This window comes from Oceanicola sp. 22II-s10i (genome assembly GCF_002210105.1).
GTDB lineage: Bacteria > Pseudomonadota > Alphaproteobacteria > Rhodobacterales > Rhodobacteraceae > Pseudooceanicola.
Genome location: NZ_AQQU01000001.1, coordinates 322,303 through 340,092, shown reverse-complemented (window position 1 = coordinate 340,092; position 17,790 = coordinate 322,303). Strand labels below are relative to the sequence as shown.

17 protein-coding genes are annotated in these 17,790 nt (G+C 67.2%); 6 read left to right on the top strand and 11 right to left on the bottom strand.

Going from position 1 to position 17,790, the window contains the following annotated elements; all coding sequences use genetic code 11:
* Positions 1–34 precede the first annotated feature (34 nt).
* The 6 genes from ATO6_RS01780 to ATO6_RS01755 form a co-directional block, all read right to left on the bottom strand.
* A complete protein-coding gene (locus ATO6_RS01780) occupies positions 35–874 on the bottom strand; it encodes a MaoC family dehydratase N-terminal domain-containing protein (RefSeq protein WP_088622229.1) in 840 nt (279 codons plus the stop codon).
* 4 nt (positions 875–878) lie between these two features.
* Positions 879–1,976, bottom strand: coding sequence for a CaiB/BaiF CoA-transferase family protein (locus tag ATO6_RS01775; RefSeq protein WP_088622228.1), 1,098 nt, complete (start codon positions 1,974–1,976; stop codon positions 879–881).
* Entirely contained in the window at positions 1,976–3,124 is a 1,149-nt protein-coding gene (locus ATO6_RS01770; RefSeq protein ID WP_254919042.1) for an acyl-CoA dehydrogenase family protein, read from the bottom strand. The genes ATO6_RS01775 and ATO6_RS01770 overlap by 1 nt, the downstream gene beginning before the upstream one ends.
* 63 nt (positions 3,125–3,187) lie before the next feature.
* Positions 3,188–4,138, bottom strand: a complete 951-nt coding sequence (locus ATO6_RS01765; RefSeq protein ID WP_088622226.1) for a LysR family transcriptional regulator — start codon at positions 4,136–4,138, stop codon at positions 3,188–3,190.
* Between the two features lie 45 nt (positions 4,139–4,183).
* Positions 4,184–6,292: an acetate--CoA ligase family protein gene (locus ATO6_RS01760; RefSeq protein ID WP_088622225.1), complete on the bottom strand. Its 2,109-nt coding sequence runs from the start codon at positions 6,290–6,292 to the stop codon at positions 4,184–4,186.
* 22 nt (positions 6,293–6,314) lie between these two features.
* Entirely contained in the window at positions 6,315–7,100 is a 786-nt protein-coding gene (locus ATO6_RS01755) for an IclR family transcriptional regulator (RefSeq protein WP_088622224.1), read from the bottom strand.
* A gap of 126 nt (positions 7,101–7,226) precedes the next feature.
* On the opposite strand from ATO6_RS01755, the gene ATO6_RS01750 reads away from it, so the two are divergent.
* Positions 7,227–8,393, top strand: a complete 1,167-nt coding sequence (locus ATO6_RS01750) for an acyl-CoA dehydrogenase family protein (RefSeq protein ID WP_088622223.1) — start codon at positions 7,227–7,229, stop codon at positions 8,391–8,393.
* Positions 8,394–8,397: 4 nt separating this feature from the next.
* Positions 8,398–9,990, top strand: a complete 1,593-nt coding sequence (locus ATO6_RS01745) for an AMP-binding protein (RefSeq protein WP_088622222.1) — start codon at positions 8,398–8,400, stop codon at positions 9,988–9,990.
* Here the strand turns inward: ATO6_RS01745 and ATO6_RS01740 are convergent.
* From ATO6_RS01740 to pcaC, 3 genes are read right to left on the bottom strand one after another with little or no spacing between them, the layout of a single operon-like run.
* Complete coding sequence (locus tag ATO6_RS01740; protein WP_176440792.1) at positions 9,987–10,772, bottom strand: N-acyl homoserine lactonase family protein; 786 nt, start codon at positions 10,770–10,772, stop codon at positions 9,987–9,989. The genes ATO6_RS01745 and ATO6_RS01740 overlap by 4 nt on opposite strands.
* Before the next feature lie 13 nt (positions 10,773–10,785).
* Positions 10,786–11,661, bottom strand: a complete 876-nt coding sequence (locus ATO6_RS01735) for an NAD(P)-dependent oxidoreductase (protein ID WP_217898958.1) — start codon at positions 11,659–11,661, stop codon at positions 10,786–10,788.
* Positions 11,661–12,047, bottom strand: a complete 387-nt coding sequence (pcaC, locus tag ATO6_RS01730; protein ID WP_088622219.1) for a 4-carboxymuconolactone decarboxylase — start codon at positions 12,045–12,047, stop codon at positions 11,661–11,663. The genes ATO6_RS01735 and pcaC overlap by 1 nt, the downstream gene beginning before the upstream one ends.
* 176 nt (positions 12,048–12,223) lie before the next feature.
* Between pcaC and ATO6_RS01725 the strand changes: the two genes are divergently transcribed.
* Genes ATO6_RS01725 through ATO6_RS01715 form a run of 3 tightly spaced genes read left to right on the top strand, consistent with a single transcriptional unit; the run spans position 12,224 to position 14,848 of the window.
* Positions 12,224–13,309: an amidohydrolase family protein gene (locus ATO6_RS01725; protein ID WP_217898957.1), complete on the top strand. Its 1,086-nt coding sequence runs from the start codon at positions 12,224–12,226 to the stop codon at positions 13,307–13,309.
* Between the two features lie 13 nt (positions 13,310–13,322).
* Complete coding sequence (locus tag ATO6_RS01720; RefSeq protein WP_088622218.1) at positions 13,323–14,429, top strand: amidohydrolase family protein; 1,107 nt, start codon at positions 13,323–13,325, stop codon at positions 14,427–14,429.
* On the top strand, positions 14,429–14,848 hold the full coding sequence (locus tag ATO6_RS01715) for a Rieske (2Fe-2S) protein (protein ID WP_088622217.1): 420 nt from the start codon (positions 14,429–14,431) through the stop codon (positions 14,846–14,848). Before ATO6_RS01720 ends, ATO6_RS01715 begins: the two co-directional genes overlap by 1 nt.
* Before the next feature lie 3 nt (positions 14,849–14,851).
* Here ATO6_RS01715 and ATO6_RS01710 read toward each other — a convergent pair whose 3' ends face one another.
* The gene (locus ATO6_RS01710) at positions 14,852–16,066 is read right to left on the bottom strand and encodes a polyhydroxyalkanoate depolymerase (protein WP_088622216.1); all 1,215 of its coding nucleotides are present in this window, start codon (positions 16,064–16,066) and stop codon (positions 14,852–14,854) included.
* 101 nt (positions 16,067–16,167) lie between these two features.
* Between ATO6_RS01710 and ATO6_RS01705 the strand changes: the two genes are divergently transcribed.
* Positions 16,168–16,821: a glutathione S-transferase family protein gene (locus tag ATO6_RS01705; protein WP_088622215.1), complete on the top strand. Its 654-nt coding sequence runs from the start codon at positions 16,168–16,170 to the stop codon at positions 16,819–16,821.
* Here ATO6_RS01705 and ATO6_RS01700 read toward each other — a convergent pair whose 3' ends face one another.
* Positions 16,822–17,592, bottom strand: a complete 771-nt coding sequence (locus ATO6_RS01700) for a hypothetical protein (protein WP_088622214.1) — start codon at positions 17,590–17,592, stop codon at positions 16,822–16,824.
* Positions 17,593–17,790: the final 198 nt, after the last annotated feature.

The window sequence follows — 17,790 nt, the reverse complement described above, 5'->3', positions numbered from 1 at the left end:
GCTTTCGCGAGCCGATCAATCCGCTATTTGCGACTCACCATTCGGCGCGGGCTTCCATCGCGACCGGCCCGCCCTCGGCGGCGGTCCACAGGCGCAGCGCATCGCCGTCCTCTTCCGCGTTCAGCGTCACGGTGTCGACGTCGAAGAGCGGCCCGAGGCTGCGGAACGTGAACTTCGCGGGCGGCTTGCCCTTCAGACGTTCGGCGAGGTGGCAGAGCCATGTCGCCTGCAGCGGGCCGTGCACGATCAGGCCCGGATAGCCCTCGACCTGCGTGACGTAGGGCTGGTCGTAGTGGATGCGGTGCCCGTTGAAGGTGATCGCCGAGTAGCGGAACAGAACCACGGAATCCGCGCGGACGACCTCGTGATGCGCGCCGGGCGCGGCGGCGGGGCGCGTCGGCGCGGGGCCCGACGTCGCCTCGCGATAGACGATGTCCTGCCGTTCCTCGATCGCGACGCCCTGGCTGTCCTTGATCCGGTGCCTGACGGTGACAAAGCACAGCGGCCCCGTGCGCCCCTGCTTCAGCACCACGTCCTCGATCGTGGAATGGCGCTTCACCATCCGCCCGGTGCTGAGTTCGCGCAGGAACCGCATCTCGCCGCCCGCCCACATCCGGTTTGGCAGCGGCACCGGCGGCAGGAAGCCGCCCCGCGCCGGATGGCCGTCGGGCCCGAGTTGATCGTTGGGTGCTACCGGCGGGGCGAGGCACAGATGCACCAGCTGCGGCGCCGGGCGGCCGCCGGTCCTGTCGGCGGGCGCGGCATAGCCGGTGACGGCGTTGAACCGGCGGACGAGGTCGTCGGAGAGCAGTTCCTCGACCGCCTCCTCCTTGCCGATCCACGTCCGCAGGTGGTCGATGTCGATGTCGGTCATTGCCTCACTCCTCCGGGGTTTCGCCGATGGCCGGAACCGGCCCGAGCCTGCGCGTGCCGTCACTGAAGATCGCGGCAGGCGCCGGCAGGTTGACCGGCCCGTTCGGCGTCGCGACCGTGACGCGCCGCAGGTGCGGATGCGCCGAAAGGCCCGCCATGTCGTTCACCTGCGCAAAGGCCGTGTCCGCACGGGTCAGGTCGGCGACCAGCTCTTGGCCCGTGCGCCTGGCGAAGGCGGCCGCAACCAGCGCGTCCGTTTCGGCCCGGTTGGTGACCCGCGCAACGGTCGAGGCAAAGCGGGGATCCTTGGGGATGTCGCTGTCACCCAAAACATGGGTGCAGAGGCTCTGCCACTCCCGCTCCGACTGGACCGAGATCAGAAAAACCGACCCGTCGCTGCCCGAGAAGGCGCCGTAGGGCGCGATGGACGGATGCGCGAGGCCCACGCGTTTCGGCGTCTTGCCGCCCTCGTGCTGCAGCAGCGGCACCGCCATCCAGTCGGCCATGACGTCGAACATCGAGACATGGATGCCGACGCTCTTGCCGGTGATGCTGCGCTGGATCAGCGCCTCGAGGATCGCGGCATGGGCCGTGGCCCCGGTGGCGATGTCCACGATGGAGACGCCGACACGCGATGGCTCGTCCGGGCCCCCGGTAATCGAGGACAGGCCCGATTCCGCCTGAATCAGCAGGTCATAGGCCTTGCGGTCGGCCATCGGTCCGGTCTCGCCATAGCCCGAGATGCAGCAGGTGATCAGGCGCGGATAGGCCGCGCGCAGATCGGCAGGGTCCAGCCCCATCCGGGCCATGGCGCCGGGCTTGAGGTTCTGGACCAGCACGTCGGCATCCGCGATCAGGGCCCGCAGCGCCTTGCGACCCTCGTCCGAGGCAAGGTCCAGCACCTCGGACCGCTTGCCCCGGTTGAGCCAGACGAAATAGCTCGACTGGCCCGCTGCGGTGTCGTCGTAACCCCGCGCGAAATCGCCCGTGGGCCGTTCGATCTTGATGACCTCGGCGCCCGCATCGGCCAGCCGCCCGGTGGCGAAAGGTGCAGCGACCGCCTGTTCGACGGCCACCACCTTCAGTCCCTTGAGGGGCTGCATCAGTAGCTCCGCGGCATCCCGAGGACGTGCTCGGAGATGAAGCTGAGGATCAAGTTGGTCGAGATCGGCGCGACCTGGTAGAGGCGGGTCTCGCGGAACTTGCGCTCCACGTCGTATTCCTCGGCAAAGCCGAAGCCGCCGTGCGTCTGGACGCAGCTCTCGGCTGCCGCCCACGAGGCTTCTGCCGCCAGCATCTTGGCCATGTTCGCCTCGGGCCCGCAGTTCTCGCCCGCCTCGAACTTGCGCGCCGCTTCCTTCACCATCAGTTCCGCGGCGCGCATCTGGGCATAGGCCCGCGCGATCGGGAACTGGACGCCCTGGTTGCGGCCGATCGGCCCGCCGAAGATCGAGCGTTCGTTGGCGTAGTTGGTCGCCTTCTCGATGAACCACTTGGCGTCGCCCACGCATTCGGCGGCGATCAGGATCCGCTCCGCGTTCATGCCCGAGAGGATGTAGCGGAAGCCCTTGCCCTCTTCGCCCACGAGGTTCTCCGCCGGAACCTTGACGTTCTCGAAGAAGACCTCGGTCGTCGAATGGTTCATCATCGTGCGGATCGGGCGGATGGTCATGCCATCCTTCAGCGCCTCGCGCATGTCGACGACGAAGACCGACAGGCCATCGGTGCGTTTGGTCACCTGGTCCTTGGGCGTCGTCCGGGCCAGCAGCAGCATCAGGTCTGAATGTTCGGCGCGGGAGGTCCAGATCTTCTGGCCGTTCACCACGTAATGGTCGCCCTGCTTGACCGCGGTCGTCCGCAGCGAGGTCGTGTCGGTGCCGCTCGTCGGTTCGGTCACGCCGAAGGCCTGCAGGCGCAGTTCGCCGGTGGCGATCTTGGGCAGGTATTCCTGTTTCTGCTTTTCGTTCCCGTGCCGCAGCAGCGCGCCCATGATGTACATCTGCGCGTGGCAGGCGCCGCCGTTGGCGCCCTGCCGCTGGATCTCCTCGAGAATCGCGGCGGCGGCAGAGAGCGGCAGGCCCGACCCGCCGTATTCCTCGGGGATCAGGGCGGCGAGCCAGCCCGCCTCTGTCAGCGCGTTCACGAAATCGGTCGGATAGGCCATGTCGCGATCCAGCTTGCGCCAGTATTCGCCGGGGAAGTTCGCGCAGAGCTTGGCCACCTCGGCGCGAATGTCGTCGTAATTTTCCATGAGGCCCTCCATTTCCGCGCGGTTATCGCGCCGCGCGGGCCGGGGATCAAATCCCGCTTATGGCTAAGGGGTATAACTTTCCGATATGGCCCCCGCGCCGGTCAGCCATCTGCCCTCAGCGATCAGTTCTTCCAGCGTCTCGACACACAGCGCCCGGACCGCCAGCGCGGCCTTCGACGCGGGCCGCCCCTCGGGCTGGACGATATGCACCGTGCGCCGGATCGGCGGGGTGCCGAGCGTCCAGCTCTGCAGCTCTCCCGCCGCTTCCTCGCGCGCGATGGCGTTCACCGGCAGGACGGAGAACCCGGCCCCCCGCGCCACGAGGTCCTTGATCGCGTTGTAGCTGTCCACCTCGGTCACCGTGCCGAGCGCGGAGCCCGCCGCTTCGACCTCGCGGTCCATCTGCGCGCGCAGCCCGTGGGTCGGGCCGGGCAGGATCAGGGGCAGGGCGGCGATGGTGGCCGGATCGACCGGTTCGCTGGCCGGGGCATCGGCACGGCCGGGCGCTGCGAACAGGCGCAGTTCCTCGGTCAGAACGGGGGTGGACCGCAGGCCGTGGCCGGAAACGGCGGTGTAGATCAGGCCGAGATCCAGATCGCCCTCCTGCAGCCATGACAGGACGAAGCCGCTCATCGCCTCGGCCACGCGCAGGTGGATCTTCGGATGCCGCTCGCGGACCTTCAGGATCAGCGGCACCGACAGCAGTTCCGAGATCGTGCCGGGGAGGCCGATATGCACCTCGCCCGCCGGTTCCTCGGCCAGATCGCGGACCTCCTGCAGGGCGCTTTCGAAATCCGCCAGCAGCATCCGCGCCCGGTCCAGCAACAGCGTGCCCGCCTCGGTGGGCGTGACACCCTGCGGCGTGCGGATCAGCAGCTCGGTCCCCAGTTCCGCCTCCATGTTCCGGACGTGCAGCGACAGCGCGGGCTGGGCCACGTTCAGGAACATCGCGGCGCGGGAAAAGGACTGCGCCTCGGCGATGGTGACGAAATATCTGAGTTGCCGGAAATCCAACTGGTTTCCTCCCCGCCCCACGGTTTGCGCGGGGCGGGGGAAAGGTCAAGTCGCCGGGTCGCGCGGGACGATCAGCGCATCCAGCGCGACGGGGCCGTCCGGACGGGCGAGCAGGGGGTTGATCTCGATGCTCTCGACCGTATTGGCATTGGCGGCGGCGAGGACGGACAGGCGGCTGATGATGTCCGCGATGGCGTCCCGGTCCACGGGCGGGGCACCGCGCACGCCATCCAGCATCGCCGCGCCACGCAGGCGGGACAGCATCCCGAGCGCCTCGGCCTTGGTCACGGGCGCACGGGCCAGCGCGACGTCCTTCAGCACCTCGGCGAGGATGCCGCCGAGGCCGACCATCACCATCGGCCCCATGCTGGCGTCCTGCTGGGTGCCGACGATCAGCTCGACCCCCGCGCCCGCCATCGGGCTGACGAGGACGCCCTCGATCTTCGCTTCCGGCTTCAGCTTCGGGATCTCGGTCAGCATCCGCTCCGCCGTCCGCCGCACCGCCTCGGCGTCCGCAAGGTTCAGCGCCACGCCACCGATGTCGGTCTTGTGGGCGATGTCGGGTGACACGATCTTCATCGCAACCGGATAGCCCATGACCTCCGCCGCCTGCGCGGCCTCGTCGGCAGTCGGGGCGACGACCTCGGGCAGGATCGGCACGCCTGCCTCGGCGATGATCGCCTTGGCCTCGGCCTCGCCCATGGTCCGCGCCGGGATCGGCGCGACGTTCACCTCGGGCAGGGCGCCCTGACCCTGCGCGGCCGTATCGAAGCTGCGCCCGAACTTCGCCAGAGCTCCGAGCGCCGCGACGGCCCGCGAGGGATCCTCGAAGGTCAGCACACCATCGGCGTCATAGGCCGCCGAGACTTCCGCATCGCACAGCCCGACCAGCGCGAAAGGCCGGTCGAACCCCTTCAGCTTCGACATCAATGCCTCGCGCAGACGCGGGCCGAGGCTGGCCGATCCAACCCACGAGGTGAAGAAGGCGACGTAGCTGTCGAAGAGCCCGATGCGGATCATCTCCTCCAGGTTCTCGGGGATCAGGTCGAAGTCGTTCAGCGCATGTGCCGTGACGTCCACCGGGTTGCGCGGCGAGGAGAACGGGTTCCGCTCCATCAGCTTGGCGACCGACGCTTCCGGCATCGGCGGCACTGACAGCCCGTAGGTCGCGGCCGCGTCGGCCATCAGCACGCCCGCGCCGCCGGACACCGTGATAATCCCCAGCCGGTCGCCCGGCGGGATCGGCGCGATTGAGGCGGCGTAGAGGATGTCGAACATCTCTTCCGTCGTCTTGGCCCGATGCGCGCCGAACTGCTCGATCACCGCCTGCACGCTGGCGTCCGACCCGGCCAGCGACGCCGTATGCGATTGCGCCGCCTTTGCGCCGACCTCGGATGCGCCGACCTTCATGATCACCACCGGCTTGCGCAACTCGCGCGCCTTCTTCAGCGCCGCGATCAGCGTGTCGGCGCGGTTGATCCCCTCCAGATAGAGCCCGACCGAGGTCACGTCGTCCCGCTCGACCATGTATTCGAGGCACTCCGCGACGCTCACATCGGCTTCGTTCCCGGTCGACACCCAGCCCGCGATCCCCAGCCTGCGGTCCTTGGCGAGGCACAGCAGATGCGTGCCATACGCGCCCGACTGGGTGATCAGCCCGATCCCGCCCCGCTTGGGCATCTCGCCCTCCAGCGCCGAGGAGAACGTCGCCCCCGCGCCCACGGACGCACCATAGAGCCCGAGGCAGTTCGGCCCCAGCAGGCGGATCCCATGCCGTCGCGCCACCGCGATCATCTCGTCCTGCGCCGCGACGCCATCGCCCCCGATCTCGGCAAACCCGGCAGAGAAGCAAACGGCGGCCTTCACGCCCTTCGCGCCACAGGCCTCCAGCGTCTCGATCACCCGCGCGGCGGGGATGGCGAGGATGGCCATGTCCACCGGTCCGGGGATCGCGGCAAGGTCGGGATAGCTCTTCAGCCCCTGCACCTCGTCCCGCGTCGGGTTCACCGGATAGATCGCCCCCTTAAAGCCACCGCGCTTGCAGAAGTCGATGGGCCGCCCGCCGATCCGCTGCGGATCGCCGGACGCGCCGATCACCGCGATGGACTTCGGTTCGAACAGGGCGGAAAGCCCTGCCGCGTCGCTGTCGTTCATCATGTATCCTCCCTGTCGCGGATCAGTCCCGGCGCGACCCTCCCGTCACGCCGAATACCCCGCGTTCGATCGCCTGAACCGCCGTCGACAGGTCCCGCGCCACGTCGGCGAGCCTATCGTCTTCGATCTGCTGCGCAATGGAGACCGCGCTCAATCCCAGCCTGGGTGCGCCCTGCGCATCGCAGGCGACCGAGGCGATCAGCGTGATGCCCCGGAAAAGCTGTCCGACCTCAATGGCATAGCCGTCCTGCCGGGCCTGCTGGACCTCTGCCCAGTATGTGTCGAATGACGGCGGGTTCTGCCATCTGAGCGCGGCGAACTCCCGTTCCAGCGTGTCGCGGTCGTACTCCCGGTGCGCGGCCACGCAGCGGCCGACGGCCCCGGCGAGGTCGGGGAATCGCGCGCCCGGTCGCAGCACCGCATGGACCACGCGACTCGGCGCGACATGGTCCGACATGACCACCCGCCGCGCGTCGGTGACGTGCCACAGCGCGACCGAGGTCTGGTGCCGCTCGGCGATCTCTTCCATCAGCGGTCGGATCAGCTCGGCGGGCGGGCGGCCCATCACCGGCATCGCGATGTCCAGCACCCCAAGCCCCAGGTCATAGGCCTTGGTCCGGTCGTCGAAGGTGACAAGGCGTTCTTTGGTCAGCGTTTTCAGGATGTTGAACGTGGTGGACACGTTCAGGCCCGTCGCCCTCGCGATGCTGGCCACGCCTTCGGCCTGATCGACCTCGGCCAGCCGCCGCATGATCTTGACCGCCGCTTGGACGGCGCCGACGAATTTCTGGTGCTCTGCGGGCTTCATCTTTTTTCTTTCCAGAATATGATTCTTTATAAAGAACGGCTTTGACGGCGCAAGGCGTCCGTGGGAGTGACAGTGAAAGACCGCCCCGCGGGGCGGGACGCGATGAGTGCAAGTAAGGAGAGAGACATGGCCAAGGGTGTCGACGCAGACGTATTCGAACAGATCCTCAGCACGGTGCAGCGGTTCGTCCGCGACCGCCTGATCCCGGCCGAGGACCGGGTCGAGGCCGAGGACGACATCCCCGAGGAGATCGTGCAGGAGATGCGCGACATGGGTCTCTTCGGCATGTCCATCCCCGAGGAGCGCGGCGGTCTGGGCCTGTCCACGCTGCAGGAAAGCCGTCTGGTCGAGGCGCTGTGCTATGCCTCCATGTCCTTCCGGTCGCTGATCGGCACCAACGTCGGGATCGGCAGCCAGGGCATCGTCATGGACGGCACCGATGCGCAGAAGGACGAATACCTGCCGCGCCTTGCCACCGGCGAGATGATCGCCAGCTTTGCCCTGACCGAGCCCGACACCGGCTCCGACGCGGGCAGCGTCCGCACCTCGGCCAAGCGTGACGGCGGCGACTTCGTCATCAACGGCACCAAGCGCTACATCACCAACGCCGTGCGCGCGGGGGTGTTCACCGTCTTCGCCCGGACGAACCCCGACATCGCGGGTGGCGGCGGCGTGACGGCCTTCCTCGTCCCCGCCAACACGCCGGGCCTGACGGTTGCCAAGCCCGACCGCAAGCTGGGGCAGCGCGGGACCAAGACGTCGGATGTGATCTTTGAAAACGTCCGCGTGCCCGAAACCTCGATCATCGGCGGGCCGCAGAACGAGAACAAGGGCTTCCGTACGGCGATGAAGGTTCTGGACCGGGGCCGCGTCCACGTGGGGTCGATGGCGGTCGGGACGGCGCAGCGGATGCTGGATATCGCGACCGGCTACGCGCTGGAGCGCAAGCAGTTCGGCGTCGAGATCGGGCAGCACCAGCTGGTGCAGGCGATGCTGGCCGACAGCGCGGCGGAACTGGCGGCGGCACGGGCTCTGGTGCGGTCTACGGCGCAACAATACGATACCGAAGGGCAGGCGATCCTGAACGCTTCGGCGTCGAAATACTTCTGTTCCGAGATGGCCGGGCGCGTGGCCGACCGGGCGCTGCAGATCCACGGCGGGGCGGGCTACATGGCCGAGTATCCGATCGAGCGGCTCTATCGCGACGTCCGCCTGCTGCGCATCTACGAAGGCACCAGCCAGATCCAGCAGATCATCATCGCCCGCCGCCTGATGGCCGAATACCAGGGCTGAGGCGATGTCTGACGCGCTGAGCTTCGACAGCCTGATCGCCAGCGGTCTGGACATGGCGAAGGCGGGCGATCCACGCCCGCTCTTCGTCACGCCCGAGGGCGAGGCGATCAGCGCGGCAGCCTTCGACGACCTCGTCGGACGTGCGGCGGGATGGCTGCGGGGGCAGGGGATCGGCGCGGGCGACTGTGTGGCGGTCTGGCTACCGAACCGCATAGAATGGCTGGCGCTGATGTTCGGCGCGGGCCGCATCGGGGCGATGATCGCGGCGGTCAACACACGCTACCGCACGGCAGAGCTGCACCACATCCTTAAGAGCTCCGGCGCGCGGATGCTGGTGTTCGAGCGGCAGGACCGGCACACCGACTTCCTGTCGCTTGTCGAAGGGCTGGACTGCACCGATCTGCCCGCCCTCGAAACCTTCGCCGTCATGGATGACGGCGCCGCCGACCCGCTCCATGAGCGCCCCGTCGTGAACGTCGCTCTCGACACGGCCCATGCGGTGGCGGATGGCGCGGGCAGTGCGGACAGCCCCGCGCTGCTCTTCACCACGTCCGGCACCACAAACCTGCCCAAGCTCGTCCTGCACCGCCAGCGCAGCCTGACCCTGCACGCCCGCAACTCCGCACGCGCCTACGGCTTCGATGCCGAGGGTGCGGCGCTGCTGGCGATCATGCCGCTCTGCGGTGTGTTCGGGCTGAACACGGTGCTCGGCGCGATGGCCGGCGGCGCGCCGGTCTGGCTGAACGCCCAATGGCGGCTGGAGGACGCGCTGAGCACGGCGCGGGCCGGACAGGTCACGCATTTCTTCGGCTCGGACGAGATGTTCCGCCAGATGTGGCGCGCCGATTCCGGCGTCTTCGACGGCGCGCGGCTGTGCGGGTTCCCGACTTTCACGCCGGGGATCGAGGGCGACCTGCGCGAGATGGCCGAGGCGGGTGTGCCCATGTGCGGCCTTTATGGCGCCTCCGAGGTCAACGCGATCTTCTCGATCCAGCCGATGACCCTGCCTTTGACCGAACGGCTCAAGGGCGGCGGCCTGCCGGCCGGGGGCGACAGCACACAGGTCCGCGTCCGCGACAGCGAAAGCGGCGCGTTGTTGCCGGATGGCACGCCCGGCGTCATCGAGATCAAGGCGCCGACCAATTTCGCGGGCTACTACCTGAACCCCGAAGCGACCGCCAGGGCGGTGGATGGCGAAGGCTACTTCCGCTCCGGAGACGCGGGCTACCTGCGCGGCGACGGAACCTTCGTCTATCTCGGGCGGAACGGCGATTTCCTGCGGCTCTCGGGCTTCCTGACCGACCCGCGCGAGATCGAAGAGGTGATCGAGCAGGTCGAGGGCATCGAGAAGGCGCAGGTCGTCGGCGCGGTCGACGGCATACGGGTGCGTCCGGTGGCTTTCGTGACCACCGAGGCGGGCGCGCCAGGGCCCAACGAGGGCGCGGTCATCGCCCATGTCGCGGACAGGCTGGCGCATTACAAGGTGCCCGAGCGTGTGGTCACGCTCGACGCGTTTCCCGCGACCGAGAGCGCGAACGGGCTCAAGATCCAGAAGGCCAAGCTGCGCCAGATGGCCGAGGCGCTCTTCCGCGCCTAGGCCAGCGGCCTGGTCAGGTCGAAGATCAGCGGATCGTCGGGGATCGCCTCGAAGCTCGTGTTCACGCGCGGATCGTGGCCCGGCACCAGCAGTTCGGGCCGCGACGGCAGCCGCCGCACGGTTTCATGCCCGTCCAGTTGCCCGGCGATGTTCGCGGTGATCGGGAAGGGCAGGCCATAGGCGATGTTGTCGTAGAAATGCGCCACGTCCGAGGCGAGGCAGATGCGCCCGGCCTCCGTCTCGACCGTCACGGCCTGAAGCCCCAGCGAATGCCCCGGCAGGTGATGCACCCGCACGCCCGGCGCGATCTCGCCGTCGCCGTTCATCCAGTCCACCCGCTCGGCGTAGTTCAGCGCCACCATCAGTTGCACGTCGCCCAGTTCGAACGGATGGCGGATCAGCGCGTGGCGCATGTGGCGGCCGGTGGCAAAGCCCATCTCGGCCTCCTGCAGCACGAACCGCGCGTTCGGCAGCTTGTCCATGTTGCCCGCGTGATCGTAGTGCAGGTGCGTGATCACGACGGTGTCCACGTCCCCCGCCGCAACGCCCAACTGGCTCAGCGCCTCGATCGGGCAGCGGTCGATGGTCCGGTTCCGCCGCGCCGCGCGTTCCGCGTTGAAACCGGTGTCGACGAGGATCGTGCGCCCGTTGCCGCGGATCAGCCAGACGTAGAAGTGCAGCGGCATCGGCGCGTTCTCATGCGGGTCGCCGCCCAGGAAATTGCCGGCCGAGGTCCGTTCAGGGACCAGACCGTACTGTATCGCATGGACCTGGTAGGTCATAGGCTTCTCCCCCTCAGCCCAGTTGTTCCAGATAGCGGTGGATCTCGGTGTGATCCGCCTGCGGGTCGAGCCGTTCCGCCGCATCCGCCCAGATCGCCGAGACGGCGGCGAGGCCGGGGAAATCGTGTCCGGTATGCCGTCCCAGTCCGGCCGCCAGACCGACGTCCTTGCTCATCAATCGCAGTGCAAAGCCCGCATCGCGATAGGCACCCGAGAGGACGAACTGGGCGATCTTGTTCTCGGTCGAGTTGTTGCGCCCGGTCGAGGCGTTGACGATCTGCGTCAGAACCGCCGGATCGAGACCGAAGTCGCGCCCGACGATCACCGCTTCGCAGGCGGCCACCAGACCGGCGGCGGAAACGTAGTTGTTCAGCGCCTTGGTCGCGTGGCCCGCCGCCAGCGGTCCGGCGCGGAACACCTTGCCCATACCGGTCAGTATCGGCTCCACACGGTCCATCGCCGCCGTGTCGTCCCCGCCCAGCATGATCGCCAGCGTGCCGTCCCGCGCCTTGCGCACGCCGCCCGAAACCGGCGCGTCCAGCAGGGTCAGGCCCATCTCCTTCAACTCGGCCCCCAGCTTGCGGGTCTCGATCGGATCGGAGGAGGACATGTCCACGATCACCCCGCCCCGCGCCATCGCGGCGGCCAGTCCGCCGGTGCCGAGGCAGACGTCACGGACGATGCGGCTGTCGGGCAGCATCAGGATGACCACGTCACAGGCCGCACCCACATCGGCGGCGGCCAGCGCGGCGGTCAGCCCGTCGCGGTCCGCCACGGCGGCGGCTGCGGCGGGATTGGCGTCGTGGATCATGGCCTTGTGCCCGGCCACGGCAAGGCAGTGCACCATGGGATCGCCCATGGTGCCGATGCCGACGAATCCCATCGTCATCACTTGGCCTCGGCGTCGATCTCGGCCAGCACGGCCTTTGCGGTGCGGAAGCTGTCGACCATCGCCGGTACGCCCGCGTAGATGCCGACCTGCAGCAGCACTTCCTTGATCTCGTCGCGGCTGACGCCGTTGTTCAGCGCGCCCCGGATATGCGCGCCCAGCTCGTGCTGGCGGTTCAGGGTGGCGATCATCGCGATGTTGATGATCGAGCGCGTCTTGCGGGGCAGCCCGTCGCGGCCCCAGACCTCGCCCCAGCAATAGGTGGTCACGATTTCCTGGAACTCGCGGGTGAAGTCGTCGATACCCGCGACCGCCTTGTCGACATAGGCGTCGCCCAGGGTCGCGCGCCGGATTTCCATGCCCTTGTCGTAGGTTTCGCGGTCCATCCCAAATCCTCCCGTGTTGGTTCCGGGCGCAAGGTGGCCGCGATTCCGGGCGGTTTGCAAGGGCATGTCAGAGACGTGTCGGCGGGTCTCCTCCGCATATATGCGAGTCTGCGTCCTGATGGTGTGGACAGACGGCGGCGTTGGTATACTGTTTCTAGTTACCGACGGAGGAGCCTTTGGACACCCTGCTGGACCCCGAAACGCGCGGCGCGAACCGGATCATTCCGGGCGCTGTCGATTGCGACGTCCATCCCGCCAGCCCGGCGATGAAAGAGCTTATGCCCTATCTCGACGACTACCTCTCCCAGTCGGTGGTGGATCGCGGGATCGAGCAGCTGACCAGCGTCCACTATCCCCCGAACGCCCCGATCACCTGCCGCGAGGACTGGCGCGGGCCGGGCGATGCGGCCTCGGCGCTGAAACGTATGCAGACGCATCTGCTGGACGGCATGGGCGTGGGCACGGCGATCCTGAACCAGATGCTGGGCATCCAGATCCTGTTCAACGCGGACATGGGCGCCGCCTTCGCGCGCGGCCTCAACGACTTCATGGCCCGCGAATGGCTGGACAAGGACGACCGCCTGCGCGCCTCGATGGTCCTGCCGCAGCAGAGCCCCGAGCTCTGCGTGGACGAGATCGAGCGGCTGGCGGGCGACAAGCGCTTTGTTCAGGTGATGATGCTGGTGATGGGCGACCGCCCGCTCGGCCACCAGATGTACTGGCCGATCTACCGCGCCGCCGAGAAGCACGGCCTGCCGATCGCGATCCACGCCGGGTCGATGTACCGCCACCCGCTGACCGGCGTCGGCTGGAGCAGTTACCATTCGCAGGATTATGCGGCCAATGCCGTGAACTTCCAGACCACAGTGACCAGCCTGATTGCCGAGGGCGTGTTCACCAAGTTCCCGAACCTCAAGGTGGTGATGTCGGAAAGCGGCTGGACCTGGCTGCCCGCCTACCTGTGGCGGATGGACAAGTACTGGCACGGCCTGCGGATGCTGACCCCCTGGGTCGACCGTCTGCCGCGCGAGATCATCGCCGACAACTTCCGCTTCACGCTCCAGCCCGTCGATGCGCCGCCCGACCGCGCGGTGCTGGAAAAGCTGATGGAGCATGTCGGGACCGAGGACCTGCTGCTGTTCTCGACCGACTATCCGCACTGGCAGTTCGACGGCACCGAATGCGTGCCGGACGGATTCTCGGACAGCCAGCTCCGCAAGATGATGATCGACACGCCAAAAGCCACCTATTCCCGACTCTGAGGGAGGAGCCGTCATGAACGTCGAAGCCAGACCGAACCCGCTCAAGACCCAGTCCGTGGAGCTGGGCATCGCCGATTGCGATGTCCACCCGAACCCCGCCTCGCTCGAGGACGAGGTGTTCCCGTTCATCGAACAGAAGTGGCGGGACTACATCGCGACCTATGGCATGGTGCAGCGCATCGGGTTCGCAGGGGGCACCCAGTATCCCAAGGGCCAGCCCCGCGCGTCCCGCCGCGACAGCTATCCGCCCGAGGGCGGCCCGCCCGCCTCGTCCCTGTCGTTCTTCCGCGAACAGCACCTCGACGCGCATAACGTCGACATGGCGGTGATGATCCCGCTCAGGATCGGGCAGGCGTTGCAGAACATGGACCTCGCCGTCGCCGTCTGCGCCGCGATCAACGAATGGCAGACCGAGTTCTGGACCTCGAAGGAGCCGCGGATCAAGGGCTCCATCGTCATGGCCTACGAGAACGCGGACGCCTGCGTGCAGCAGATCGAGAAGCACGCCCACAAGGACGACTTCGTCCAGATTTCCATGCTGTCCCGGACGCCCGATCCCATGGGCCACCGCAAATACTGGCCGATCTACGAGGCCGCGGCGGCAAACGGCCTGCCGGTCGGGGTGCATGCCTTCGGCTACGGTGGCAACCCGCCGACCGGGGGCGGCTATCCGTCCTACTATATCGAGGACATGATGGCGCACGCCCAGAGCTGTCAGGCGCTGATCACCTCGATGGTCTACGAGGGCGTCTTTGACCGCATCCCCGATCTCAAGCTGGTGATCGTCGAAGGCGGCATCGCGTGGCTGCCCTCGCTGATGTGGCGGCTGGACAAGATCTGGGAAAAGAACCGGCTGGAACTCAGCCACGTCAAGCGCCCGCCGTCCGAGATCATCCGCCAGCACGTCTGGCTGACCTCGCAGCCGATCGAGGAGCCGGACAACCGCCAGCAACTGGTCGAGGCGATCGAGTGGATGGGCTGGGACCGGGTGCTCTATGCGTCCGACTACCCGCACTGGGATTTCGACGATCCCAAGCGCGCGCTGCCGGTGCAACTGACCAAGGAGCAGCGCGACGGCTTCTTCCGGGGCAACGCCTACAAGGCTTACGGGCTGTCCTGATGGCCGAACGTCAGAAGCACGTCGTGGCCAAGGTGTCCGATTTCGAGGGCACCGACCGCAAACTGGTCGAGGTCAAGGGCCGCCCCATCGTCATCTTCAAGAAGGGTGACGAATGGTTCGGCATGCTCGACCGCTGCCCGCACCAGGGCGGGTCGCTGTGTTCCGGCAGCCTGATTTCATGGGTCGAAAGCAGCGGACCCGGCGATTACCGCATGTCCCGCAAAGACGAGATCGTCCGCTGCCCATGGCATGGCTGGGAATTCGACATCCGCACCGGCGTCGCCTGTGCGCGTCCGACGAAATATCGGGCGCGTCCCGTGGGCGTATCGGTGGTGAAGTCCGAGGAGACCGAGACGGTCGGCAACCTCGAACTCTACGATGTCAGCCGCGAGGGCGACCTGGTGGTGGTGGAGCTATAGGGCTCACTCCATCGCCAGGATCATGTTGCGCACGACCGGGTAGATCTCCCGCTCCCACCTCTTGCCGTTGAACACGCCGTAATGGCCGACGTTCGGCTGCAGGTGATGGGCCTTGAGGTGCGGGCGGAGCGAGGAACACAGCTCGTGCGCGGCCGCCGTCTGGCCCATGGAACAGATGTCGTCGCGCCCGCCCTCGACCGTCAGCAGCGCGGTCTTGCGGATCGCGCCGGGATCGACCCGTTCGCCGCGGAAGGTGAATTCGCCCTTCGCCAGCTCGGCCTTCTGGAAGATGCGTTCGATGGTTTCCAGGTAGAACTCGGCGGTCAGGTCCAGAACGGCGAAGTATTCGTCGTAGAACTCCATGATCCGCTCGGCCTCTGCCGTCTCGCCACGGGCGAGATGCTGGTAGAGCTTGCGGTGCTGCGACTGGTGCCGGTCCATGTTCATGTTCATGAAGGCGAACAGCTGGATGAAGCCGGGATATACCTTGCGCCCGCCGCCCGCGAACCGGCGCGGGACCGTGGCGATGACGTTCTTCTCGAACCACTCCAGCGGATTGTCGAAGGCGAGGTCGTTCACCGTCGTCGGGCTTTCCCGCACGTCGATGGGACCGGCCATCAGGGTCATCGACCGGGGTGTGCAGGGGTTGTTCTGCTGCGACATCACCGACACCGCGATCAGCGCCTGCACGCAGGGCTGGCAGACGGCGAGGATGTTGTTGTCGGGCCCGATGTGTTCGAGGAACTTGATGAGGTAGTCGACGTAATCCTCGACCCCGAATGGTCCCGCATCGGCGGGCACGTCGCGGGCGTTGACCCAGTCGGTGATATAGACGTCATGGTCGCGCAGCATCACCTCGACCGTGCCGCGCAGCAGCGTGGCGAAGTGGCCGGACAGCGGTGCGACGATCAGCACCTTGGGCTGCGGCATGTCCACGTCGGGCTTGGTGAAGTGCAGAAGCTGGCCATAGGGCAGGTCCAGCGCGACCTCCTCGACCACCTCGACCTCGCGGTTGCCGACGGGCACCCGGCGGATGCAGTAGTCCGGCCGCTCATGGGTCAGCCGGAATCGCGAAATCATCTCCATCGTCGCGTCGTAGGGCCGCCCGAAGCCGTTGATGATCTGCCCGAAAGGCGAGCCTTCGATCTTTGCCCGTGACGCCAAATGACGCATCGGTGCGATCAGATCGTCCTGAAATTGATACATTTCGTAGAGCATTGTCACACCCAGCTAGTCCCCCCACAGAAAATGCTAGTGCATCTCTTGCCGCAGTGCGACAGAATTATCTGCAGCGCAGCATCAGACCCGGAGGTGTGGCAATGCCGCAGGCAACACTCACGATTTCGTCCAAGAATTACTCCTCGTGGTCCCTGCGGGGCTGGTTGATGTGCAAGATGGCGGGCCTGAAGTTCGAGGAGAAGCCTGTCGATCCCGACGATCCGGACAACCGGCAGGAGCTTCTGCTGCTCGCCCCCTCGGTCCGCGTGCCCCGTCTGACCCACAACGATGTCGAGGTCTGGGACACGCTCGCGATCGCCAACTACCTGAACGAAACCTTCCCCAAGGCGCAGCTTCTGCCCAAGGACCTCAAGGCGCGGGCGCATTGCCGGTCGATCTCGGGCGAGATGCATTCCGGCTTTCACAACCTGCGCTCGGCCCTGCCGATGAACCTCAAGGCGCGGCACAAGTCGTTCAAGATCTTCTCGGGCGCGCGGCCGGACGTGGCGCGCATCAAGGAGATCTGGACCGACTGCCTGACCACCTACGGCGGGCCGTTCCTGTTCGGCGAGCCGACGATGGCCGATGCGATGTACGCCCCCGTCTGCACCCGGTTCCGGACCTACGCCGTCGAACTGGACCCGCTGCTGCAGGCCTATTGCGACACGGTTCTCGACTGGGCGCCGATGAAGGAATGGACCGCCGCCGCGCTGGAAGAGCCGGAGGAGATGGTCGAGCTCGAGGTCGAGTTCTGATCAGCCCTTCAGGTTGAACTGCACGCCGCAGATCGTCACGCTGTCCTGAGTCGTCGCAAGGTCCCGCGCATCCGCGCGCCCGAGGATCGCGTCGGCATCCTTGACCGTCACATCCAGCGCCGACAGGCACTGTGCCTGCCCGTCCGCGGGCACGAAGCGGATGCGTGCGTTGTCCAGATCGTAACCCGGCACGCCCTCTTCGATCGTCATGTCCCGGCCCGCGACAGCCGCCCAGTGCCGCGCCAGCGCCTCGGGGTCCTTGGCCCGCAACTCGGCGGCGGTGAAGCCGGTCGTCTCGCTCTGGCCTTGCTTGTCCATCCACGCGCGGTCGCCCGCGAAGGGCCAGCGCCCGACCGGATCGCCCCCCTCGACCCACGGGGCCGAGAAGAAGGATGCGCCCATGTCGCCCGGATGCAGCTGGAACAGGCGATACCATTCGTGGTCGCGTTCGTTCGCCACCCGCACGTTGTTGGCCTTGGCGTTGGCGCGAATCTGCTCCTGCACCTCGCGTGATCCGGACTGGGTGATGACCATGTAGCCGCCGTCGCCGCCGATCCGGTCCATGAACCGGCCCGCCGCCGTGCCCTCCTCGGTCGGGGCCACGACCTCCAGGAACTGGGTGCCGACCAGCAGCAGGGCGTTTTCCAGCCCGTAGCGTCCGACCGCGGGGTCGTGGAAGACCGACGGAATGCCCAGCACGTCTTCGAGCGTCTCGACAACCGGGGCAAGCTCGCGCGCGACGAGGCAGATCTGGCGCAGGTGGATGGTCATGGCGGTCTCCTTTGCTGGGGCCGGATCGCCGACCACGGGCAACCTACCGGCAGCCGCCGTTCCGGCGATGCCGCGGCCCGTGTTTTTCAGAAGCATGCGATGCCGCCTGTGCCGGGTCCGGCATTTACAGTGCGCGGGGCATGACCCATGCTGCCCCCGCAATGTGGACAGGTTTCAAATTTGATCACGGAAAGCGCT

Bases quoted from the DNA above. Each gene is read 5' to 3' on its own strand.
- ATO6_RS01780 (WP_088622229.1), bottom strand. From the start codon at position 874: ATGACCGACATCGACATCGACCACCTGCGGACGTGGATCGGCAAGGAG.
- ATO6_RS01775 (WP_088622228.1), bottom strand. From the start codon at position 1,976: ATGCAGCCCCTCAAGGGACTGAAGGTGGTGGCCGTCGAACAGGCGGTC.
- ATO6_RS01770 (WP_254919042.1), bottom strand. From the start codon at position 3,124: ATGGAAAATTACGACGACATTCGCGCCGAGGTGGCCAAGCTCTGCGCG.
- ATO6_RS01760 (WP_088622225.1), bottom strand. From the start codon at position 6,292: ATGAACGACAGCGACGCGGCAGGGCTTTCCGCCCTGTTCGAACCGAAG.
- ATO6_RS01755 (WP_088622224.1), bottom strand. From the start codon at position 7,100: ATGAAGCCCGCAGAGCACCAGAAATTCGTCGGCGCCGTCCAAGCGGCG.
- ATO6_RS01750 (WP_088622223.1), top strand. From the start codon at position 7,227: ATGGCCAAGGGTGTCGACGCAGACGTATTCGAACAGATCCTCAGCACG.
- ATO6_RS01745 (WP_088622222.1), top strand. From the start codon at position 8,398: ATGTCTGACGCGCTGAGCTTCGACAGCCTGATCGCCAGCGGTCTGGAC.
- ATO6_RS01740 (WP_176440792.1), bottom strand. From the start codon at position 10,772: ATGACCTACCAGGTCCATGCGATACAGTACGGTCTGGTCCCTGAACGG.
- ATO6_RS01735 (WP_217898958.1), bottom strand. From the start codon at position 11,661: ATGACGATGGGATTCGTCGGCATCGGCACCATGGGCGATCCCATGGTG.
- pcaC (WP_088622219.1), bottom strand. From the start codon at position 12,047: ATGGACCGCGAAACCTACGACAAGGGCATGGAAATCCGGCGCGCGACC.
- ATO6_RS01720 (WP_088622218.1), top strand. From the start codon at position 13,323: ATGAACGTCGAAGCCAGACCGAACCCGCTCAAGACCCAGTCCGTGGAG.
- ATO6_RS01715 (WP_088622217.1), top strand. From the start codon at position 14,429: ATGGCCGAACGTCAGAAGCACGTCGTGGCCAAGGTGTCCGATTTCGAG.
- ATO6_RS01710 (WP_088622216.1), bottom strand. From the start codon at position 16,066: ATGCTCTACGAAATGTATCAATTTCAGGACGATCTGATCGCACCGATG.
- ATO6_RS01705 (WP_088622215.1), top strand. From the start codon at position 16,168: ATGCCGCAGGCAACACTCACGATTTCGTCCAAGAATTACTCCTCGTGG.
- ATO6_RS01700 (WP_088622214.1), bottom strand. From the start codon at position 17,592: ATGACCATCCACCTGCGCCAGATCTGCCTCGTCGCGCGCGAGCTTGCC.